This window comes from Marinobacter sp. 2_MG-2023, assembly GCF_030546935.1.
In the GTDB taxonomy this organism is placed as follows: Bacteria; Pseudomonadota; Gammaproteobacteria; order Pseudomonadales; family Oleiphilaceae; genus Marinobacter.
The window spans coordinates 57728-80296 of sequence record NZ_JAUOPH010000007.1; the positions used below are offsets into that span (position 1 = coordinate 57728).

At 55.2% G+C, this 22569-nt stretch carries 18 protein-coding genes; 10 read left to right on the plus strand and 8 right to left on the minus strand.

Annotated features, from left to right (window positions below):
* Positions 1–80 precede the first annotated feature (80 nt).
* A complete protein-coding gene (waaA, locus tag Q4501_RS17135) occupies positions 81–1334 on the plus strand; it encodes a lipid IV(A) 3-deoxy-D-manno-octulosonic acid transferase (protein WP_303597476.1) in 1254 nt (417 codons plus the stop codon).
* Between the two features lie 100 nt (positions 1335–1434).
* Here the strand turns inward: waaA and Q4501_RS17140 are convergent, their stop codons facing one another.
* On the minus strand, positions 1435–2796 hold the full coding sequence (locus tag Q4501_RS17140) for a TolC family outer membrane protein (RefSeq protein ID WP_303597477.1): 1362 nt from the start codon (positions 2794–2796) through the stop codon (positions 1435–1437).
* 269 nt (positions 2797–3065) lie between these two features.
* Between Q4501_RS17140 and Q4501_RS17145 the strand changes: the two genes are divergently transcribed.
* From Q4501_RS17145 to cpdA, 3 genes are all read left to right on the plus strand, one after another.
* Positions 3066–3683, plus strand: a complete 618-nt coding sequence (locus Q4501_RS17145; protein ID WP_303597478.1) for an NUDIX domain-containing protein — start codon at positions 3066–3068, stop codon at positions 3681–3683.
* Positions 3683–4168, plus strand: a complete 486-nt coding sequence (locus Q4501_RS17150; RefSeq protein ID WP_303597480.1) for a DUF1249 domain-containing protein — start codon at positions 3683–3685, stop codon at positions 4166–4168. Before Q4501_RS17145 ends, Q4501_RS17150 begins: the two co-directional genes overlap by 1 nt.
* Positions 4169–4403: 235 nt before the next feature.
* Entirely contained in the window at positions 4404–5210 is an 807-nt protein-coding gene (cpdA, locus tag Q4501_RS17155) for a 3',5'-cyclic-AMP phosphodiesterase (RefSeq protein WP_303597481.1), read from the plus strand.
* Here the strand turns inward: cpdA and metE are convergent.
* Entirely contained in the window at positions 5204–7525 is a 2322-nt protein-coding gene (gene metE, locus Q4501_RS17160) for a 5-methyltetrahydropteroyltriglutamate--homocysteine S-methyltransferase (protein ID WP_303597482.1), read from the minus strand. The genes cpdA and metE overlap by 7 nt on opposite strands.
* A 119-nt stretch (positions 7526–7644) precedes the next feature.
* Here metE and Q4501_RS17165 point away from each other — a divergent pair, with 119 nt between their 5' ends.
* The 3 genes from Q4501_RS17165 (at position 7645) to Q4501_RS17175 (ending at position 10453) form a co-directional block, all read left to right on the plus strand.
* Positions 7645–8535 carry a LysR family transcriptional regulator gene (locus Q4501_RS17165; protein ID WP_303597483.1) on the plus strand — a complete coding sequence of 297 codons (891 nt, stop codon included), beginning with the start codon at positions 7645–7647 and terminating at the stop codon, positions 8533–8535.
* 45 nt (positions 8536–8580) lie between these two features.
* Positions 8581–8973 (plus strand): glycine cleavage system protein GcvH, encoded by a 393-nt coding sequence (gcvH, locus tag Q4501_RS17170; protein WP_303597484.1) that lies wholly within the window; start codon positions 8581–8583, stop codon positions 8971–8973.
* 283 nt (positions 8974–9256) lie between these two features.
* Positions 9257–10453, plus strand: a complete 1197-nt coding sequence (locus Q4501_RS17175) for a class I SAM-dependent rRNA methyltransferase (protein ID WP_303597485.1) — start codon at positions 9257–9259, stop codon at positions 10451–10453.
* Between the two features lie 43 nt (positions 10454–10496).
* On the opposite strand, the gene Q4501_RS17180 is transcribed toward Q4501_RS17175, so the two are convergent.
* Entirely contained in the window at positions 10497–11156 is a 660-nt protein-coding gene (locus tag Q4501_RS17180; protein ID WP_303597486.1) for an HAD family phosphatase, read from the minus strand.
* Between the two features lie 172 nt (positions 11157–11328).
* On the opposite strand from Q4501_RS17180, the gene Q4501_RS17185 reads away from it, so the two are divergent.
* The 3 genes from Q4501_RS17185 (at position 11329) to Q4501_RS17195 (ending at position 15543) form a co-directional block, all read left to right on the plus strand.
* Entirely contained in the window at positions 11329–11859 is a 531-nt protein-coding gene (locus Q4501_RS17185; RefSeq protein WP_303597487.1) for an RNA pyrophosphohydrolase, read from the plus strand.
* 14 nt (positions 11860–11873) lie between these two features.
* Positions 11874–14180 (plus strand): phosphoenolpyruvate--protein phosphotransferase, encoded by a 2307-nt coding sequence (gene ptsP / locus Q4501_RS17190; protein WP_303597488.1) that lies wholly within the window; start codon positions 11874–11876, stop codon positions 14178–14180.
* 118 nt (positions 14181–14298) lie between these two features.
* The gene (locus Q4501_RS17195) at positions 14299–15543 is read left to right on the plus strand and encodes a patatin-like phospholipase family protein (RefSeq protein WP_303597489.1); all 1245 of its coding nucleotides are present in this window, start codon (positions 14299–14301) and stop codon (positions 15541–15543) included.
* A gap of 60 nt (positions 15544–15603) precedes the next feature.
* Here Q4501_RS17195 and hslU read toward each other — a convergent pair whose 3' ends face one another.
* From hslU to Q4501_RS17220, 5 genes are all read right to left on the minus strand, one after another.
* Positions 15604–16935, minus strand: coding sequence for an ATP-dependent protease ATPase subunit HslU (gene hslU, locus Q4501_RS17200; RefSeq protein WP_303597491.1), 1332 nt, complete (start codon positions 16933–16935; stop codon positions 15604–15606).
* A gap of 2 nt (positions 16936–16937) precedes the next feature.
* On the minus strand, positions 16938–17492 hold the full coding sequence (gene hslV, locus Q4501_RS17205; protein ID WP_303597492.1) for an ATP-dependent protease subunit HslV: 555 nt from the start codon (positions 17490–17492) through the stop codon (positions 16938–16940).
* A gap of 208 nt (positions 17493–17700) precedes the next feature.
* Entirely contained in the window at positions 17701–18195 is a 495-nt protein-coding gene (locus tag Q4501_RS17210) for an SPOR domain-containing protein (RefSeq protein ID WP_368497963.1), read from the minus strand.
* Positions 18196–18344: 149 nt separating this feature from the next.
* Positions 18345–20030 (minus strand): arginine--tRNA ligase, encoded by a 1686-nt coding sequence (gene argS / locus Q4501_RS17215; RefSeq protein ID WP_303597494.1) that lies wholly within the window; start codon positions 20028–20030, stop codon positions 18345–18347.
* Positions 20031–20143: 113 nt separating this feature from the next.
* The gene (locus Q4501_RS17220; protein WP_303597495.1) at positions 20144–22318 is read right to left on the minus strand and encodes a primosomal protein N'; all 2175 of its coding nucleotides are present in this window, start codon (positions 22316–22318) and stop codon (positions 20144–20146) included.
* Positions 22319–22569: the final 251 nt, after the last annotated feature.

Consider the following 22569-nt stretch of genomic DNA (forward strand, 5'->3'; position numbering starts at 1 on the left):
ATGGTGCCCGGCTGGGTCAGTCGGAAGCAAATCAATAGGCTTTGGGATATGATAGCGCACTGATTTGCTAGGAGTCCTGCGTGCTTCAATTTATATACTCTCAGCTTATACGGTTACTGCTTCCATTTATTCTTTTGCGTTTGTGGTGGCAGGGCCGGCAGGCCCCCGAGCTGCGCCGCAATTGGGAACAGCGCCTGGGCTTCGTGCCTGGAACCCGCGGCACTGTGGTGTGGGTGCATGCCGTTTCGGTAGGCGAAACCATTGCGGCGGCCCCGATGGTGCGGCGCCTGCTTGCTCGTAACCCCGATATTACGATACTGATGACAGCCATGACGGACACAGGCCTGACACAGGCCATGAAAATGTTTGGTGATCAGGTTCAATACGCCTACGCTCCCTACGATACCCCAGGCTCAATACGCCGTTTTCTGGACCGGACCAATCCCCGGATTTTAGTCATAATGGAAACTGAAATCTGGCCGAATATGATACGCCAGTGCCGCTCCCGTCGTGTGCCGGTTTTCCTGATCAATGCGCGGCTTTCCGAACGGTCTGCCCGGGGTTATGAGCGAATCAAAGGTCTTGTGGCGCCAATTGTACGCAGTATCAGCTGGGTAGCTGCCCAGGCCGAAAAAGACGCGGAGCGGTTTCGTCGAATTGGTGTTGCGGCATCCAAAGTTGCGGTAACCGGGAGTGTGAAGTTTGATGTGGATATCCCGGAAGTTGTGCGGCAGGCTTCGCTTGAACTTAAAGCATCTTTTTCTGCGCGCCCCGTATGGATTGCTGGTAGTACCCATGAGGGTGAGGATGCCCAGTTGCTGGCGGCGCACCGGCAGCTTTTAAAAAAACATCCGGGCGCCCTGCTGATTTTGGTGCCTCGCCACCCGGAACGCTTTGAATCGGTAACGGATAAAGTGGGTAAACAGGCGTTTACTCTTGCACGGCGATCTCTTGGCGAAGACCCTTCGGGTGCAGATGTTTATCTCGGAGATACCATGGGTGAGCTGATGATGCTTTACGGTGCCAGCGATGTGGCGTTTGTCGGCGGCTCTTTGATTGAACGCGGTGGTCACAACCCTCTGGAACCAGCGGGTTGGGGGATTCCTGTCATTTCCGGGCCTCACGTTTTCAACTTTGAAACTATTTACCAGAGACTTCTTGATGACCGTGGCGTGACGATGGTTAGCGATGCTGATCAGCTTTGTCGTCGTTTGGTGGTTCTGTTTAGTGATGCTGGAGAGCGCAAGGCCAGTGGTCAGCGTGCCTTATCCGTGGTCAATAAGAATAAAGGTGCTCTGGACAGAGTGGTTGACGGAATTATCGAGCGGGTGTGAAGTCTCGTGAAGTCATGGTGTCTTCAGGACAGGATTCGGGTGGGGAGGCTTGCCCCCCACCCTTTCTCGGTCAGGTATTTGGATGACGGGCCTGTGCAGGTTAGCGGGAAGGGTCGTCCAGAGTCTTGTTGTCGTTTGCCAACGCTTCTATACCGGGGGCAGTGGCGCTGATCCAGTTGTTCAGCTCAATAAGGTCCCTCGGGCTGAGCGTGCCGGCAGCCTGCTTTAGTTGAAGTGTGTTGGTCACATAGTCATAACGGGCGTTGGCGTAATCATTCAGTGCCACGTAGTAGGCGCGTTCCGCATCCAGCACCTCGACGATGTTACGGGTGCCCACGTCATAGCCTGCACGGGTTGCATCCAGTGCACTGCGGCGGGAAACAATGGTTTGCTCCAGAGCGGATGCGGTTTCAACGTTATTATTAACGGTCAGGTACAGACTGCGAGTCGTCACTTGTACGTCACGGCGCACGGTGGTCAGAGTCTCTTCCGCGACGGTCACCTGTGACCGCTGCTGGCGAACACCGGCCTGAATGCCACCACCAGAATACAACGGGACATTCAAGGTCAGCCCAACGGTGCCTTGCGTGCCGTCGAACTGACTTGTGGTGCCGTTTGCAATGTTGGTATCACTGTAGGACGCACTCAGGTCCAAAGTCGGATAATGTCCGGCTTTTGCTTCTTTCAGGACGGACTCGCTGGCATCAAGCTGGTAAAGGGCAGATTGAATCGACCAGTTCTGTTCCAGTGCAGTGACTTCCCAGGCTGCCGGGTCCATCGGTTCCGGACGGCTGAGAGGAAAGTTCTGGCGCAGGTTCTCCAGATCCTCGGAATATTCGCCGGTAAAACGGGCCAACTGCTCCCGGGCAATGTTTGTCTGGTTTTCTGCGGCAATTCGCAGGCTTCGGCTATCATCGTAGCTGGCACGGGCTTCGTAGACTTCTGTAATGGCGATCAGGCCCACGTCAAATCGCTCCTGCGCCTGTTCATACTGGCGTCGGATTGCGGCTTCGCCTGCCCGTGCGGTCGTCACTGTGTCCTGCGCGCGGAGAACGTTAAAGTATGCAGTTGCGACATCAAGAATCAGTTGCTGTTGAGCCAGGTTGTATTCGGCCCGGGCAGATTCTGTTTGAAACTGGCTGGCGTCATAACGGAACCAGGTATCTGCGCGAAATAGTGGCTGGGATAGCTGGATACCGTATGACAGTTCACGGTAGCTGTAATCCGCAGTTGGACCGCCGTCGAGGTCGACCATATTGCCTTCACCGAAGGCGCCGATCTGGGGTAGCAGGAAGCTCTGGCTGACGTCACTGGCTGCTTGTTGGGCCTCAAAACTGGCGCGGGCGGCAGCAATACCGGAGTCATAGGAGAGTGCTTTCTCATAGGTCTCTACCAGGTCCATGGAAAGGGCAGGTTGTGCCACCAAGAGGCCCACGAGCCCGGAAAGCAGTCGTTTCTTCATTGTTTCTCCTGAATTCATATGCGCTTCTGCACCCTCCCGGGGCGCTGAAAAGGAATGCCGTATCGTTCCTAGTGAGATGGTGGTGAGGCCATTAACAGCAAGGGTACGTCAAGCCGACCGAAACAGACGGGCTATTATGGACAATTATTGCTCTCAGCTCTACATTTGCAGATTGCATCTAGTTAGCACCCTACCCAGAAGGGCTCGCGCTTGCAATAACTGACTTCAAGCGGCTATCGTTCGAAATCCGATTCTAACCAGGATGAACAATGGCCGAGCCGTTTCAGTTCAAAGTCAGTGATGTCAAAATCGAAAAACGCGAAACCGTCTTCCAGGGCTTTTTTCGAATGGACAAGTTGTGGCTGACGCATCCTCGCTTTGATGGCAAGAGCATGCCCGAGTTTACTCGCGAACTCTTCATCCGTGGTGACGCGACCTGCGTACTTCCTTATGATCCCGGTCGCGACGAGGTTGTTCTGCTTGAACAGTTTCGCCTGGGCGCACTCGGTCGAGACCAGTCTCCGTGGTTGTTGGAGTTAGTCGCTGGAATGAACGAAAATGGCGAGAGTAGTGAGGAGGTTGCTCAGAGAGAGGGTCAGGAAGAGGCAGGCCTTACCTTCAGCAAACTCGAAAAAATCTGCGATTACCTGGTTTCTCCGGGTGGAAGCACAGAAATGATCTATCTCTATTGTGGCCAAGTCAGTACGGAGGCAGCAGGAGGCCTCTACGGGCTTGAGCATGAGCACGAAGATATTCGGGCCCACGTGGTTTCTGCAGACGACGCCATAGCCATGATCAGTGATGGCCGAATTAATAATGCGGCTGCAATCATTGCCATCCAATGGTTGCAGCTTAACCGGGACAGATTGCGTGCAGGGTGGCAGTGATGGGGGAGTGGACAATGAAACCCAAACGCTATGTTCCGGATTTGCGCCAGTTTGGGGCTCTGTGTGAGGGGAACTACCATCGCCTTCGCAGGCTGCGCCAGTTGAGGGTGGAAGATAAGCCCTTGTGCGAAATCGAACTTTACCGGGAAAACGAGTATCTGGGCCGTGTTCGTATCGAGGTACTGCAAACAGCCCGGTTCACTGAAACCCTCCTTCTCGAACAGACTCACAATAACGGTCGCTGGCTCAATAATCCGCAAATGACCGTTCGGGTGTATCACGATGCGGTTATGGCAGAGGTTATCAGCTGTTATCGTGATGCCCGGATTGCACCGGTTAATGACTACCCGAATCGTTTTATGCATCACCCGGACGAAAAAGTTCAGGTGAATGGGTTCCTCGCTGACTGGCTCGAATACTGTCTGAAGTTCGGCCACCTTCCTCTTGAACATGCCGCCTGGACAGCGGGAGAAGGCGCCGATTGAGGTTAATGCCGCCTGGCTGGCTGAAAGTCTGCACGCACTGAGCGAGCGAGTTTGGTTGTTAAATAATGCAATATATTGCCCGGCGCATCTTCAGAATGTGACGCCGGTTCCAGTGGCAGGTGATAAATCCGGGAGCAGACAACGTACACTTGTTCTGAAACCACGGGAACCGGCTTGAAGCGAAAGCCTGTAAAACAGTTCCTCAAGTGATTGCAGCGAGAAGACCAAGGGCATAATGACTCCAAAGGTAACAACCCGTCCGCTTCGGGTACTGCAGTTAACGGATCCGCACCTGATGTCCAGTGCCGATGGCGCGTTGCTGGGTGTGAATACCCGTGACAGTCTCGATGCCGTTATTGCTGAGGTGCTCAGATCCCATGGGCAGCCGGACCTGATCCTCGCCACCGGCGACCTTGCTCAGGATGGCTCGGAAGACGCGTACCGTGATTTTGGTGACCGGCTTGCTGCGTTCAGCTGTGATTCGGCATGGATCGCAGGTAATCATGATCATGCGACACGCCTGAATACAATTGCAGCGAACTATGGCGCGGATCACCGGCATATTGTCCAGGGCGGCTGGCAATTCATTATGTTGGACTCGTCCGTGCCCGGGAAAGTATTTGGAGAGCTTGCCGAATCCGAGCTGGAGTTTCTGGCACAAACGCTGGAGCAGCACCCGTGCTTGCCGGCTCTTGTCACCTTGCATCACCACCCGGTGGATATTGGTGCTGAATGGATGAAAGAAATCGGCCTCAGGAATCGTGAAGAATTCTGGAAAGTGGTTGATCGTTTCCCGCAAGTTAAAATAGTGCTGTGGGGCCATGTTCACCAGACCCATGAGCAACAGAGAAATGGCGTGCAGCTACTGGCGACGCCTTCCACCTGTATTCAGTTCACTTCCGGTTCCCGCAAGTTCTCGGTTGAGGATCAGGCTCCGGGATATCGCTGGTTCGAGTTCCAGGCCTCCGGCAGTTTCACAACGGAAGTTTGCCGGGCCCTGGATTTCGAGTTTGAACTCGATCAGAACAGCTCCGGTTACTGAGTCGTTTCTGCAAGCTCTGTTGCCATGACCTCTTTGCCCTTGTTTTGCGTCCGCAGCCCACGTGCTGCTGCCACCATGGCTTTGAGTGCTGGAATTACTTCCTCCCAGCGACGGGTTTTTAGGCCGCAATCCGGGTTGACCCATAGACGTTCCGCCGGAATCCGCTCCGCAGCCTTTTCCATTAGATTTGTAACCTGCTCCGTTTGCGGGATGTTTGGTGAGTGGATGTCGTAGACCCCCGGGCCGATATCATTGGGATACTCGAAGCCCTTGAACGCATCAAGCAGTTCCATAGCCGAGCGTGACGTTTCTATGGTAATGACATCCGCATCCATGCGGGCGATGGCGCCAATGATGTCATTGAACTCCGAATAACACATGTGGGTGTGAATCTGGGTATCGTCCCGCACGCCGTTTGCGCTGATGCGGAACGCCTCTATGGCCCACTCAAGATAGGCGTTCCAGTCTGATTCACGTAACGGCAAGCCTTCGCGCAAGGCGGCCTCATCTATCTGGATAATCCCTACGCCTGATTTTTCCAGGTCCTGCACTTCTTCACGCACGGCCAAAGCCAACTGCAAGCAAGTGTCTCTGCGCGGCTGATCGTCGCGCACGAACGACCAGTTCAGAATGGTTACGGGGCCGGTAAGCATGCCTTTCATGGGCTTGTCCGTCAGGGACTGGGCGTAGTTGATCCAGTCTACAGTCATGGCGTTAGGGCGGGAGATGTCACCAAATAGAATCGGAGGTTTCACGCAACGGGAACCGTAGGATTGCACCCAGCCAAAACGGCTGAAAACATAGCCCTCGAGTTGCTCGCCGAAATACTCCACCATGTCGTTACGTTCGGCTTCGCCGTGTACCAGTACGTCCAGTCCAAGCGCCTCCTGTTGCTTAACACAGTAGGCGATTTCTTCATGAATTCGCGCGGTGTAATCCTGCTGGCCCAGGTTGCCTAGACGGAACTCTTTGCGTACCTCACGGATTTCTGGTGTTTGGGGAAAAGAGCCAATGGTGGTCGTTGGGTAGGCTGGCAGTTGAAATCGTTCTTTCTGCAGCCGGGCGCGGGTGCTGAACGGGCTCTTGCGCTGGCCATACCCCGGTGTAACAGCCGACAGGGCCTTGGTAACAGCCGGGTTGTGAACCCGTGGTGACTGGCTGCGGTTTTCGATGGCTTTCTGGTTGGTCTCGAGTTCTTTTGCGACAGATTCACGGCCATTATCCAGAGCCTTCGCCAGTATGCTCAATTCCTGCAGCTTTTGGCGCGCGAAGGCCAACCAGTTGCGGACTTCAGGGTCCAGTGTGGTTTCACTTTCCAGGTCAACGGGTACATGTAGAAGAGAGCATGAGGGGGCGAGCCAGAGGCGTTCGGCCAGCTTTTCTTTTAATGGCTCCAGCAGGTCGAGTGTGGCGTTCAGGTCGGTTTTCCAAATATTCCGGCCATTGATAACACCGAGAGAAAGCACTTTATGGACCGGTAGCCAGTCAGCCAGCCGGGATACTTCGCTCCGGGCGCGGATCGCATCCAGATGAATGCCCGCCACAGGCAGTTCACAGGCAAGTTGCAGGTTCTCCCTTAGTTCTCCGAAATAGGTTGTCAGCAGCAGCTTCACTGGCGCTGTTTTCAACTCGTGATACGCAAGTATAAACGCGTGTCGCCAGTTCGCATCGAGTTCGGTGACCAGTGCTGGCTCATCAATTTGCACCCATTCGGCACCTTGTGCAGCAAGCTTTGCCAGTAGCTCGGCGTATACCGGCAGTAGCTTGTTCAGAAGATTCAGGCGATCGGAGTCGTCTTTGGCTTTGCCGAGCCAGAGATAGGTAACCGGGCCGATGATGACCGGTTTGGCGCTCACACCCTGCGTTCGCGCTTCGGCTAGTTGGTCCAGAATGCGTTCCGCGTTCAGGCTAAAGCTAGTATCAGCGCTGAACTCCGGCACTATGTAGTGATAGTTGGTGTCGAACCATTTTGTCATTTCCCCTGCATGCACACTGCAGCAGGTGCTGTCGCTTGGGGAGCGGCCCCGGGCCACACGAAAATATTCATCCAGCGCGGAGCCGTCATAGGCGCGGGCTCTTTCCGGTAAATTTCCGAGCGTGACTGTCATGTCCAGTACCTGATCGTACAGCGAAAAATCGCCCACAGGCGCAAGAGCAAGCCCTGACTGTTCTTGCCAGTTCTGCGCTCGCAGCCCGGCGGCCGTTTTTTGCAAGGCCTGTTCGCTGGCTTTGCCGTGCCATAACGATTCCAGGGCAAATTTGAGTTCACGACGGGGGCCGATGCGGGGGTAGCCAAGGTTATGGGTGGTAGTCATCCGGAACTCCATTTGTAGGTGTCAGGTTGTTAGCAGCAGCGGCAAGATTAGCGTTCCGGATTAATGAATAATAATGGTATTATTTCAGGCTTCCATTAATTCTACTCATGGTTGGCAGAATGATTGAACGTAGCCACCTGGAAGTGCTCCGGGCTGTTGAAGCAGAAGGGTCTCTCACTGCAGCGGCCAACTGCCTCCATGTGACGCAGTCAGCTCTCAGCCACTCGATTCGTAAACTCGAGCACCAGCTGGGGACTCCCCTTTGGTTAAGAGAAGGGCGCCAGCTCCGGCTGACTCAGGCTGGTAGTCACCTGCTGGCGCTGGCGAATCGCTTGTTGCCCCAGTTTGAGCATGCGGAGATGCTTATCGGTCAGTTCGCCAGAGGACAGGCCGGCACCCTTCGTATAGGCATGGAATGCCACCCTTGCTACCAATGGTTGCTGAAGGTTGTTGGCCCTTATCTCGAGCAATGGCCCGCGGTAGACGTGGATGTAAAACAGAAATTCCAGTTCGGGGGTATTGGCGCGCTGTTCGGCCACGACATCGACATGCTGGTAACTCCCGACCCGCTGCACCGGCCCGGCCTGGTATTCGAACCTGTTTTTGATTACGAACAGGTTCTGGTGGTTGCAGCTAATCACCGGTTGGCAGGCAAACCCTGGGCTGAGGCGGTGGATCTGGAGCCGGAAACTCTGATTACTTACCCGGTGGCAATCGAGCGGCTGGATGTATTCAATCATTTATTGGTTCCCGCAAACCTGCGCCCGGCCCGTCACAAAACCATTGAGACCACGGATATCATGCTGCAAATGGTTGCCGCTGGACGCGGAGTGGCAGCGTTACCCCGCTGGCTGGTGCACGAATATAGTGATCGATTGGGGGTGGTTCCTGTAAAAATTGGAAAAGAAGGGATTTCCAAGCAGATTTATCTGGGCTGTCGTGAGCGAGATGTCGGGGTACAATATCTGGATTCATTTATGCAGTTGGCGAGAGAGGTTAGCTGGCGCTAATCTCTTCGGTTACACTGCGCAAAAAATTTCTCAGGAATTTCACTTATGAGCGACACTCCCTCTGATCTCAAATACATCGATACTCACCAATGGGTGCGCGTGCACGCTGATGGCACAGCAACCGTCGGCATCACAGACTTCGCCCAGGAGCAGTTAGGCGATGTGGTATATATCGGCGTGCCCGAGGTAGGTGAAACGGTTAACGGTGGTGAGGAGGCCGGAGTTGCTGAATCGGTTAAATCGGCCTCCGACGTGTTCAGCCCGGTAACGGGAGAGGTTCTCGAGATTAACGACGCTCTTGAAGACGAGCCGGAAAAGGTCAACGAAGACCCTTACGGCGACGGCTGGTTGTTCAAAGTGAAGCTGGCTGATGAAGGTGAGATTGATGGCCTGATGGATGCTGTGGCTTATGCGGAGCATGTAGCGGCTGCTGAGTAAGCCGATCAGGGATCGTCGGGCACAGCTTTCCAAAACTGTGCGGAGCCATGGGTGAAGAGCGAGAAACTCTTCACGGGCTGGCCAAGGACGGCCAGCCCAGGACTCTCACTGCGACGCAGGAGCAATAAGCAGTGAGAGGCGGAGCCCAAGCGCCACATGGATGTGCCGCAAGGAGCGTGTTTTGAAAAGCTGTGCCCGACGGTTCCATACTCCCGGCTCAGGTGCGCCCACACTTCCTTCATGTATAATCCCCGCCCTGAATTCCTTTCCCTAGGTGGTCGCAATGAATTTCCCGGTTTTATATCTACGCAAAGGCGCGGAACGCAGGCTTCGCGCAGGCCACCTTTGGGTTTATAGCAACGAAGTCGACACCCGGCGATCACCGCTGGCTGCCTTTGAAGCCGGTGCCCAGGCTGAACTGAGAGCCTCCAATGACAAGCCGCTCGGTGTTGTGTTCGTGAACCCGCACGCCCTCATCTGTGGCCGTTTAATCAGCCGCGATGCGGCGCAGGGTATGACGCCGAACCGACTGACTCAGCGAATGGAAACGGCGCTGGCATTGCGAGAGCGGCTGTTTGACAAGCCGTTCTATCGCTGGGTATTTGGCGACAGTGACGGACTGTCCGGGCTGGTAGTGGATCGGTTTGGCGATACTGTAGTCGTGCAAATCTCCACTGCCGGCATGGAGCAGATGAAAGAATCGATTATCAGGGCGATTCAGCGCCTGGCGCACCCGAAGGCTATTATCCTCAAGAACGATGGCAAGATGCGCTCAGTCGAAGGGTTGGGCTCCTACGTTGAGCAGGCGCACGGCCCTGAGGCAGAGCTCCTTCAAGTAGAGGAAAACGGTGTTCGCTTTGAGGTGCCCCTCGAAGGCGGCCAAAAAACGGGCTGGTTCTACGATCACAGGATGAACCGCCAGCGCCTTCAGGCCTATGCACCGGGCAAAAGGGTGCTGGATGTGTTCAGTTACGTGGGCGGTTGGGGGATTCAGGCTGCGTGCGCTGGTGCAACCCAGGTTACCTGCGTGGACAGTTCCGCAGGAGCCATTGATTCGGTTCATCACAATGCGAACCTCAACGGTCTGGATAACGTCGAAACCATTGAGGGCGATGCGTTCGAGGCGCTGAAAGCGCTGGCAGATGAGAAAGAGAAATACGATATCGTTGTACTTGATCCGCCCGCACTTATTCCCCGCCGGAGGGACCAGAAAGCTGGTGAACAGGCTTATGCGCGATTGAATCAGCTAGGGCTGCGACTGCTGGAGCGAGATGGCGTATTGGTTTCTGCTTCCTGTTCCATGCACCTCTCTCAAGAGAAGCTGGTTGATATTATCCGTGGCAGCGGCCGCAAGATTGATCGGTTCGTCCAGCTTCTCGAGCAGGGGCATCAAGCGCCTGATCACCCGATTATTCCGGGAATTCCGGAGACGGACTACATCAAATCCTGCTTTGTTCGCTCACTGACCGGCTTTATGTGAAGGTGAGCGGGCCCCAAAAGCGGGGTCCACTCGTTTTCAGTGCTCATTCGTCGCGAAGCGTCATAACGCTCCACCCCTGACTTCTGGCGTACTTTTCCAGCCTCGGGTCCGGATCAACTGCAACCGGATTGGCGACTTTCTCGAGCAGTGGCAAGTCATTGTGTGAATCGCTGTAGAACCAGGCACCTTCAAGACTTTCGCCGTGAGCAGCCAGCCAATCGTTCAGCCTGTTGACCTTGCCTTCCTGGAAACTGGGAACGCCGGCAATCTCTCCGGTGTAGCAACCGTTGATCATTTCCGGCTCAGTGGCAATCAGGTGCTCAATGCCCAGGAGTTCCGCGATAGGTTCGGTTACGAACCGGTTGGTGGCTGTGATGATCATCAGGGTGTGGTCGCGCTCCCTGTGGCTTTCAAGAAGTTCACCGGCTTTTTTCAGCAGCATGGGGTGCACCTTCTTGTCCATGAAGATGGCTCGCCACTTCAGAAGCTCTTCCATGTTATGGACCGAAAGAGGCTGAAGCGCAAACTTGAGATAGTTCAGTATGTCCATCTCACCGTTCAGGTATTCCTGATAGAAGCGGTCGTTGGTCTTGCGATAAATCTCGGCATCAACGATACCTTCCTCCACAAGGAACTCACCCCAGGCGTGATCACTGTCACCGGCGAGCAGGGTATTGTCGAGATCAAAAATTGCTAGGGTCAAGCGTTTACCTCCAGGGACACAGGGCTTCGGGAAGGGCAATATCCTACCATGAGTGTCCGCGCACAGCTGCGTTTGCCGAAGCCTTGGGATTCTGTAAGAATGAGCGCAACTTGGAAAAATCCGACCGGTAAATATCTGACCGGTCTGCCGACTTTATTAAGAGGACTGTGCCGTGATCGATTCAGACGGTTTCAGACCCAACGTCGGAATCATTCTGGCCAACCACCGGGGAGAAGTTCTCTGGGCAAGGCGAATAGGGCAAGACTCCTGGCAGTTTCCCCAAGGCGGTATCAATACTGAAGAATCGCCGGAAGATGCGCTGTATCGGGAGCTTGGAGAGGAAGTTGGCCTGGGCGCCAATGATGTTGAAATCATCAGTTGTACCCGGGGCTGGCTGAGATACCGCCTTCCCCGAAGGATGGTACGGCATAACTCGCACCCCGTCTGTGTGGGCCAAAAACAGAAATGGTTCCTGCTGAGGATGTTATCGCCGGACGCGCAAGTACGCGTTGATGGCACGGATTCACCGGAGTTCGATGGTTGGCAGTGGGTAAGCTACTGGTACCCGTTGGGCCAGGTGGTTTCCTTCAAGCGTGAAGTGTATCGACGTGCGCTGAGAGAGCTCGCGCCAAGGCTGTTCCATAACATGGAGCAGTGGCACCGGAGCGAGCATAACCGGCGTTTAAAGGAACAGGCGAAATGACGGACTGACACCCCATGCTGAGCATTCTGCGAAGTCTTGTACAAGAGGTAAACAGTGCCCGGGATCTGCAAGAGGCACTGGGTATTATCGTGTCACGTGTGCAGAAAGCCATGGGGACTGAAGTCTGTTCTGTTTATCTGCTGGATCCAGCGTCCAACCGCTACATTCTGATGGCAACCGAAGGTCTGTACCTGAAGGCCGTAGGCGTGGTGAGCCTAGCGCACTCAGAAGGACTGGTCGGGCTCGTGGGCTCCCGCGAAGAGCCTATCAACCTTGAAGACGCGCCGTCTCACCCCCGCTATCGTTATTTTCCTGAAACCGGAGAAGAGCGCTTTCGCTCGTTTCTCGGGGTTCCCATTATTCATCATCGCCGGGTGCTGGGTGTCCTCGTGGTCCAGCAGCGTGAGAGTTCACGGTGTTTTGACGAAGGGGAAGAGGCGTTTCTGGTCACGGTTTCGGCTCAACTGGCGGGTGTGATTGCGCACAGTGAAGCGACCGGAGCCATCAGCGGCCTTTCGCTAACCGGTGAAGAGGCTCACGACGTCAGCTTCGATGGTGTGCCGGGAGCGCCTGGTGTGGCAATTGGCCATGGTGTTGTGGTCTACCCGGCCGCCGATCTGGACGTGGTTCCCGATAGGCCGGCAGAAGACGTTGAACAGGAACTTGAGCTGTTCCGGTCTGCTGTGCAAGCCGTTTGCGAAGACATCGAAAAGGTTGCAAAACGGCTGACCTCAAGGCTTCGTCCTGAAGAGTTAGCGCTGTTTGATGTCTACCTCCGTATGCTCGGCGACGAAGCCTTGCCTGGGGAGGTCAATAACAGAATCCGTGAGGGGATCTGGGCTCAGGGGGCGCTGAAACAGGTGGTTCAGCACTATGTCCGTCATTTTGAAATGATGGACGACCACTACCTCCAGGAAAGGGCGGTAGACGTTCGCGATCTAGGTCGTCGTCTGCTTTCCTATCTTCAGGAGGGTGAGCAGAAGGACTTGAACTATCCCGAGCGCACGGTTCTGGTGAGTGAGGAACTGACTCCCGCCATGCTGGGTGAAGTGCCCCGGGGGCAGTTGGTCGGGCTTGTGTCCGTTAAGGGCTCCAGTAACTCTCATGTTGCCATTCTTGCCCGTGCAATGGGCGTTCCCACCGTTATGGGCCTGGTGGATATTCCAGTTAATCAGCTCGATGGTAAGGAGCTTATCGTCGACGGTTTTGAAGGCCAGATTTTCGCATCACCCTCGGCGGATCTCCGTACATTTTTCCAGCAAATTTGTGACGAAGAAGATGAAATTGATCGTGGATTGGAAGCGCTCCGTGACAAGCCCTGTATAACAACGGATGGCCATCGGGTGCCCCTGCTGGTTAATACCGGGCTGATGACGGATGTGGTGCGCTCCCTGTCTCACGGGGCGGAAGGGATAGGCTTATACCGCACCGAAGTGCCCTTCATGATAAAGGACCGCTTTCCATCGGAACAGGAGCAGCGGCAGTATTATCGTGAACAGTTGGAGGCTTTTGCGCCCAATCCTGTGACCATGCGCACCCTGGATATCGGTGGTGACAAGGCGCTGACCTACTTCCCGATTGAAGAAGAGAACCCTTTCCTGGGCTGGCGGGGTATTCGGGTCACGCTGGATCACCCTGAAATCTTTCTGGTGCAGGTGCGGGCCATGCTGAAGGCGAGCGAAGGCCTGAACAATCTCCAGATCATGCTGCCGATGGTCAGCAATATTTCTGAAGTTGAGGAATCCCTGCACCTGATATACCGGGTTTATCATGAAGTTCGGGAAGAGGGGTATGACATTCATATGCCCAAGGTGGGTGTAATGGTGGAAATACCGGCTGCGGTATATCAGATTCGCGAGCTGGCTGACCGTGTCGATTTTCTCTCGGTTGGCTCCAACGATCTGACCCAGTATCTGCTTGCAGTAGATCGTAACAACCCTCGTGTTGCCCAGCTATATCACTCGTATCACCCGGCAGTGTTGCAGGCGCTGGTAAGAATTGCGCAGGATGCCCATTCGGTTGGCAAGCCAGTGGGTATCTGTGGCGAGTTGGCGGGAGACCCGGGTGGCGCCGTGTTGCTGATGGCCATGGGCTTCGACTCTCTGTCGATGAACGCGGCCAGTTTGCCGAAGGTGAAATCTGTCATTCGCAGCGTCAGCCGGGAATGGGCGGTGAAACTTCTTAAAGATGTACTGTTGCTGGATTCGCCCCATGTGATTAAAAGCTGCGTAGAGCTTGCATTGCGCAATGCTGGCTTTGGGCGCTATCTGCGGCCAGGTAAATCCACGTCTGCGGCATTGGCCGAACAGGCTGCTTCCTGATGATGCCAGTTCGGGGAGCTTTTAAATCTAGGGTGCGTACTCTAAACCCTGTTGCTAACTTGGTGTGTGTGCCGTCGAGTAGCCTCGTTAAGGCTGTTTACCCGGAAAAGGAAAAGTTATGACAACGCCAACCGGAGTAAAACCCACTCCACGCATCGGGCTTGCGCTTGGTGGCGGTGGTCCCTTGGGTGGGATATACGAAATTGGCGCGCTCAGGGCGCTGGACGAGGCGTTGGATGGGTTGGATTTTAACAACCTTGATGTCTATGTGGGCGTTAATGCAGGCTCCTTTGTAGCGGCGAACCTGGCTAACCAGATGACCACAGCCCAATTGTGCCGGATTTTTGTCCGGAATGAGGCCGAGGTTCATCCTTTTCACCCGGATGTCTTCTTCCGCCCGGCGCTGAAGGAAATGGGGGGGCGGCTACTCGCAATACCCGGGCTATTTTCCACGGCCCTCCGCCGCTTTATCAATAATCCCTACGATCAGAGCCTGCTTGAAGCTCTGACTCTTATGGCGCAGGCGGTTCCCGCCGGGCTTTTCGATAACGAAGGTCTGCATGAATACCTGAAGCGGGCATTTTCAATGCTTGGGCGTTCAAACGATTTTCGGCAGTTGAAGCGCAGTCTCTACATTGTTGCTGCTGATGTTGAAAGCACTGAGGCCGTATGTTTTGGTGCTCCAGGGTTTGATCATGTGCCGATTTCCAGAGCCATTCAGGCGAGTACGGCATCACCCGGCTTGTACGTGCCTGTTGAAATAGATGGCCGCTACTATGTGGATGGGACTCTGCGCAAAGGCCTGCATGCGTCGGTAGCATTTGAGGACGGCGCGGATCTGGTTTTTGCTGTAAATCCCCAGGTCCCGATCGACGCCAGCGCAGCGGTTCGTGCGGGAAGCATGTCGCCAGGGGAGTTGACTCGTTCGGGTATGCCGAATCTGCTGTCACAGATGTTCCGGACCATGGTGTACTCACGGATGAAATCCGGAATAGCGCATTACGCGACGGCCTATCCGGATAAAGATATTTTGTTGTTTGAGCCCACCAGAGACGATGCCAAGCTGTTTTTCTCAAATGTATTCAGCTTTCAGTCACGCAGGATGGTATGCGAACACGCTTATCAAATGACGCGCCGGGATCTGCTAAACCGGGCTGACGAACTGGAGCCAAAGCTGGCGAAGTATGGCATCAAGCTGCGCCGGGACAGGCTGGAAGATGAACAGCGTACAATAAGCACCAGCCTATATGGTGAAATGCTACCGCTGTATGTAGCCAAGAGCCGGCAGAAAAAGGCAGCAGGGAAGGGCAGGCTTGTGACCGGGCTGGAAAATGTCACGCAGCTGTTTTCAAAAGCCGAATAAATAACCGGGCCAGAGGTAGTTGAACCCCTTGGCCCGGTAGCCTCTGGTCCCGCGTGCGGGTCAGAGAATGTAGCGGCTCAAATCCTCGTCTTCCGACAAGTCTCCAAGTTTTTCATCAACGTAGCCTGCAGTTACTTCAAATGTTTCTGTTACGCCGTCTCCTGCATCGAAAGACAGGCTTTCCAGAAGTCGTTCCAGTACCGTATGGAGGCGTCGCGCACCGATGTTTTCGGTAGTTTCGTTTACCTTCCAGGAAATCTCTGCGATGCGTGCGATGGCGTCTTCGCTGAACGTCAGTTTCACACCCTCGGTGGCCATCAGCGCTTCGTATTGCTGAACCAGTGAGGCATCAGGCTCCGTAAGAATGCGCTTGAAATCATCGGGGCTGAGGGCCTGTAGTTCCACGCGGATTGGCAAACGGCCTTGAAGTTCCGGAATCAGATCCGATGGCTTGGCCAAGTGGAACGCACCGGAGGCGATAAACAGGATGTGGTCCGTGCGCACCGAACCGTATTTTGTGCTCACGGTACTGCCTTCAATAAGGGGCAGGAGATCCCGTTGGACGCCTTCACGGGAAACATCCGATGAGGTGTTCTCCGAGCGCTTGGCAACCTTGTCAATTTCATCGAGAAACACAATGCCATTTTGCTCCACAGCGAGTATGGCTTTCTGCTTGATCGACTCTTCATTGACCAGCTTGGCCGCTTCCTCTTCTTTCACCCGTTTGAGGGCTTCAGATACTTTCATTTTTCTCGGCTTGGACTTTTCAGAAGCCATGTTGGAGAACATGCTCTGCAGCTGGTTGGTCATCTCCTCCATGCCCGGGGGTGCCATGATCTCAACACCGGCGCCGGAGTTGCGCAGGTCAATTTCAATTTCCTTGTCGTCTAGCTCACCTTCCCGCAGCTTTTTCCGGAACAGCTGGCGGGTGGAGGAGTCTTGAGAAGACTTTTGGCTGTCTTCTTCAAAGCTTCTGGCTGGCGGGATCAGAGCGTCCAGAATACGGTCTTCAGCTGCGTCCAGAGCCCTTTCTTCATGAAGTTTCATTTCCTTCACCCGCAACATCTTGACGGCCATATCGGCGAGGTCACGAATGATGGATTCAACATCACGCCCAACGTAGCCTACCTCGGTAAACTTGGTGGCTTCCACTTTAAGGAACGGTGCATCAGCCAGTTTGGCAAGGCGACGCGCAATTTCGGTTTTACCAACGCCGGTCGGGCCGATCATCAAAATGTTCTTGGGCGTGACTTCGTCGCGAAGGGTGGTGTCCAGCTGCATCCGGCGCCAGCGATTTCTGAGGGCAATCGCCACGGCCCGCTTGGCCTCTTGCTGGCCCACGATGTGTTTATTGAGCTCGTGAACAATCTCACGGGGAGTCATAGCAGACATGGTTACTCCGGATCAGTGGTTTTGGAAGAGGCTTCTTTGGAGAGCAGTTCGATGGTGCGATTATGATTCGTATAGATGCATATGTCCGCTGCTATCTCCAAGCCTTTTTCCACAATCTCGTGGGCGGAAAGTTCGGTATTTTCAAGCAGTGCGCGGGCTGAGGCCTGGGCGAACGGACCGCCGGAACCAATCGCGATCAATCCTTGCTCGGGCTCAATTACATCGCCGTTCCCGGTGATGATCAGAGACGCAGTTTTGTCCGCCACCGCCAGCAGTGCTTCCAGCTTGCGCAATGCTCTGTCTGTGCGCCAGTCTTTGGCAAGTTCAACGGCTGCTCTTGTTAGGTTCCCGTTATGCTTCTCAAGTTGAGCCTCAAATCGCTCGAATAGAGTAAATGCATCCGCAGTACCACCTGCGAAACCCGCGATAACCTGCCCGTTGTATAGCCGGCGGACCTTGCGGGCGTTGCCCTTCATCATTGTGTTCCCCAGAGAAACCTGGCCGTCGCCACCCATGGCAACTTCGTCATCGCGTCGGACGGAAAGTATGGTAGTCATTTGGGCTCCAATTGCCTGATAAAAATCGGTATTGGGCAGTTATGGAGGCAGGATAGGAGAATTCAAGTAGTTCGGGGGTAGAGGCTGTGGCGCAGAGCTTTCCAAAACACGCTGTGAATACATCCCTGTACGCTCGGCTCCGCCATCCATGGCTCCGCACGGTTTTGGAAAGCTCTGCCCCATAGCCTCCAGTAGCCTACGGAAACGGTTAACCCTGTTTAGGGACCTTGCGGATAAGCGGCTGAATGTTAATAGACACCAGCTTGTCGATCGCCGAACTCATCTGGCTGCGCGATGTGAATGGGCCGACATTCACGCGATACCAGACCGAGCCGCTATCAAGCTCTATGCGCTGCACGGCGGCTCGAAGCCCCTGGAAGGCAATCTGGGCGCGTTGGCGCTCGGCGTCTTCCTTGCTGCGGAATGAGCCGGACTGCACTAGATAGTCGAAATCCTGTTTGGCCGGACCCGGCGTGTATGCATCCACTTTCGGAGGTATGACTTCCGATTCGGGAAGCATTTCGTAAAACCGGAAACCTGGCTTTTTCTCGACTTGCTTGGTGATTTTTTCTGGCCGCTGCTGCACCGGTTGTTCGAGCATAGGCTGTGGCTGTCGTGGACCCTCGCTGGGTGGTACGGAGTTCAGGTACACAATAAAACCGATAAAGCCGCCGACCGTAGCCAGTGAAAGAATCCACTTCAAAGAAAGTCCTCCACGTTGGGAGCGGGCCGGTGCTGCTGGCTTCGTGCGCTTTTTCTGGGGGCGCGCAGGTCCGGCAGGTTTTTTCTTTGCAGTTGCTGACGGTGAGCCTGATCGGCTTTTGCGAGCGTAGTCTCGGGACATGTTGCTATTTACATCTCTTCCGGAGCGCTGACACCCAGTAGATCCAGCCCGTTCGCGATTACCTGGCGCACGGCTAGGTAGAGGCTTACTCGGGCGTCACGTACTGCTGTGTCTTCGATGAGCACCTTATGGGCGTTGTAATAGGTGTGGAATTGTCCCGCCAAATCCCTCAGGTAGTGAGTGAGGTGATGCGGTTCGCGTTGGGCTGCAGAGTTGGCAATCAGCTCAGGGTACTTTGCCAGTTGATTTGCCAGATCCTTTTCCTCATCCAGTGTGAGCACAGAAAGATCGCCCAGGCACTCGTTGAATCCCCGCTCAACGCCTTCCGTCGCCAGTTTCCTCAACACACTGCAGATGCGGGCATGGGCATACTGAACGTAGTACACAGGGTTTTCATTGGTCTGGGAACGCGCCAGGTCGATATCAAAGGTCAACTGGGAGTCGACTCGCCGTGCCGCAAGGAAGAAACGAGTGGCGTCCCGGCCCACTTCATCAATCAGGTCGCGAATGGTGACGTAGCTGCCGGCGCGCTTGGATATTTTTACTTCCTGGCCAGAACGAGTGACCATGACCATCTGGTGTAGCACGTAATCCGGCCATCCCTGAGGAATGCCCGCTTTCAGGGCCTGTAATCCTGCGCGAACCCGGGTAACTGTGGAGTGGTGGTCGGCACCCTGCTCGTTAATCACGGTGGTGTAGCCGCGCTGCCATTTATCCAGGTGGTACGCCACATCTGGCAGAAAGTAGGTGTAACCGCCATCTTTCTTGCGCATCACCCGGTCTTTGTCATCTCCGAACTCAGTGGTTTTAAGCCACATGGCGCCACCGTCTTCGTAAGTGAAGCCGTTGTCTTGCAGGCGCTTGACGGTGGCTTCTACCTTGCCGTCCTGGTACAGGGAGGACTCAAGGAAGTACACATCAAACTCAACACCAAACGCCTTCAGGTCCAGGTCTTGTTCCCGGCGCAGGTACGCCACGGCAAATTCCTGAATGGCTTTACGATCGTTGGGGTCTGCGCTGGCAGTTACTTCACGGTCATCTGCGGTGACGGTGTCACCAGCCAGATACGCTGTGGCGACATCGGTAATGTAGTCGCCGCGATAGCCGTCTTCCGGCCAGCCGTCGTCCTCAGGTGTCAGCCCGTTTACGCGGGCCTGCACGGAGAGTGCGAGGTTGTTGATCTGGGCACCGGCATCGTTGTAGTAGAATTCGCGGGTCACATCATAGCCGTTAGCTTCCAGCAACCGGCAAAGGCAATCGCCAATCGCTGCGCCCCGGCCATGGCCCACATGCAGCGGGCCCGTGGGGTTGGCTGAGACAAACTCCACTTGAACTTTTTCGCCCTTGCCGCCGTTGTTGCGACCGAACTGGCCTGCCTCGGCCAGAACCGTGTTAACGATCTCGAACGCACTGGCGGTGCTCATGAAAAAGTTAATAAAGCCCGGGCCAGCAATTTCCACTTTCTCCACGGCACTGCTTTCCGGCAGTTTCTCTATCAGCAACTCAGCCAGTTTGCGGGGCGCGCAGCCGGCCGTTTTGGCGGCAACCAGCGCGATGTTGCAGGCGTAGTCACCGTGGGATTTGTCCTTGGTGTTGCCTACTTGCGGCGTGTACGCCTGGTCTGCGGGCAATGTGCCCTCTGACTGAAGAGCGGCAAGCGCGGACTGGATCAGGTCGGAAACGGTCTCTTTCATGCTGTGAGATGACTCGGTTTACTGGAAAATTGGATTGGGGCAGGGCGCCCTGTGAAAACAGAAGACCGGCATTATCGCGGAAAGTCCTCCTGCAAGCAAAAGCCTGGTGATGTTTAGCCTGTTTCCTGAGGGTCTACATCAATCATCCATTTGGTACTCTTCGGAAATTTTTCCTGCTCGAGCGTCTGACAAATGCCAGTCAAGAGTTTGTTGAGGCGCCGTCGGTTGTCGGTGTTCACGATCAGTTGCGCTCTGTGCCTGTCGGCGCGACGTGCTATCAACGCGGGCAGGGGGCCCCAGGTCTCAACACCAGGCGCGTTTGCGAGCGGTTTTATCCTGTCCAATACTTGCAGGCTTTGTTCCATGGTGTCCGCTTCGGCACGGAAGATGGCCATGGCGCGAAAAGGCGGAAGCTGGCCGCTTTCGCGTTCTTCCAGAAGTTGGTCTGCCATGTCCAGGTAGCGACCATGGCAGAGCGATTTCAGGAGGGGGTGGTCGCTATGGCAGGTTTGTACAACCACCTTGCCGGATTTAGCTCCGCGCCCGGCGCGCCCGCTTACCTGCAGTAGCGTCTGGACCAGTTGCTCCGGAGCCCTGAAGTCAACGCTGAAAAGCCCTCCGTCGGCATTGATTACGATAACCAGCGTCACGTTGGGGAAATCATGGCCTTTGGCGAGCATCTGGGTTCCGACGAGGATGCAGGGTTTTCCGCTGTTGACCTGTTTCAGAATACTCTGAATGCTACCTTTGCGTTGCGTGCTGTCGCGATCAACACGAACCACTGGCGTATCCGGAAAGCTGGCGGCAAGTATGTCTTCAGTCTGTTCTGTTCCCTGACCAACCGGCTTGAATGCTTCACTTTTACATTTAGGGCAGGTTTCGGTTGCCGGGGCCTGGTAATCACAGTGATGGCACCGCATAGCACGATCGCGGCGATGGTAGGTAAGGCGCGTATCGCACCGGGGGCACTCAACCATATGGCCGCAGTCAAAACACATCATGACCGGAGCAAAACCTCGGCGGTTTACGAACACCAGTGCCTGATTGCCATCGTCAAGAGTCTGCTGAATCGCCTGCAGTGCCGGCCGTGAAAGACCGCCTTCAAGTGGCCGGCTCCGAATATCCAGCAGGCTGACTGCTGGAGGCTTCGCTTCTCCTGCACGTTCTTCAAGCCGTATGAGTTGATACTTGCCGGCCAGGGCGTTGTGGTAGGACTCAAGGGACGGTGTGGCTGAGCCCAGAATAACCGGGCACCGGTTCAGGTGTGCCCTATAGACCGCTACATCCCTGCCGGAGTAGCGGAAACCCTCGCCCTGTTTGTATGAGCTGTCGTGCTCCTCGTCTACGATAAGCGTTTTCAGTGCCGTAAACGGAAGAAGTACTGCCGAGCGCGTGCCAATGAGAATGACGGGCTCGCCATTGCGAATTTTTAGCCAGGCGTGCAGGCGCTCGCTGTCATTAAGGGCCGAATGCCACACTAGAATACGTTCGCCGAAATAACGCTGGAAGCGGGCAACAGTTTGGGGTGTAAGGTTTATCTCTGGAACCAGTACTAATGCCTGATCTCTGGCCGAGAGGTTCTGCTTGAGGTAATGCAGGTAGATTTCTGTTTTACCGCTCCCGGTGATGCCATACAGAAGGGAGGCGCTAAATCCGCTCGTTGGTAGTGGAAGTTTTGAGGCCGCTTCGGTTTGCGCTGCGGAGAGTTCAGGGCCGCCGATGGTTTCGTCACATCTGTGGCTTTGTGTACTCTCTTTCGCTGGTGTTATCGCCCGGACCAGTTCTTTTTCTCTTAATGCCTTCAGCTGTGGACGGGTGAACCCGGCTTTGATTATGTCGCTGCCCTTTACGCCTTGCTTGTGCTGGGCGATCCAGTCCATCAGGGTTTTCTGTTTATGGGCGTTTGCAGGAAGCACAGCGCTACTGCCGAAAGCCTGCCACCAGTCTTCGCTTTTCTCGGTAGCGGAACGGCCCCGGCGCAATGCGGCTGGTAGAGCCGTGAACAGGCATTCTCCCAGCGGGTGCTGATAGTAGTCGCTGGCCCAGCTCAGGAGCTGAAAGGTTTCGTCTGGCAGGGCAGGCCAATTCTCCACTGCACTTTGGACGGGCTTGAGGGTGATACCTGCCGGAGGCTCGATATCCGTTTCCACGACCAGGCCGACCGCCTGTTGGTATCCGAAAGGAACCCTTACGCGTTGGCCGGGCTTCAGGGCAAGCCCTTCGGGTGCCAGATAGTCAAAGAGCCTTCTGAGCGGCCGATTCAGCGCTATGCGAACGGTGGATGGCACCAAGTGCTTCCTTGTAGTTTAGATGTTACGGTATCTGCCTATCCTGCTAACGCTTTGGCGCGGCCGGCCAGTTGGAAAAGCGCAGGGTCCGGGCGCGCGCAAGACTTGCCTGCTAGCATAATTGCAAGTAAGATTCGCGGTCTGTTTGCGGCAGGGCATGATTGTGCCCCGTCTTCTCCATTGATTCAAACATGCGGTGCCTGGCACCAGGGCTGTAATGATTGCCCCGTGATCAGGTAGCGGCATGACCC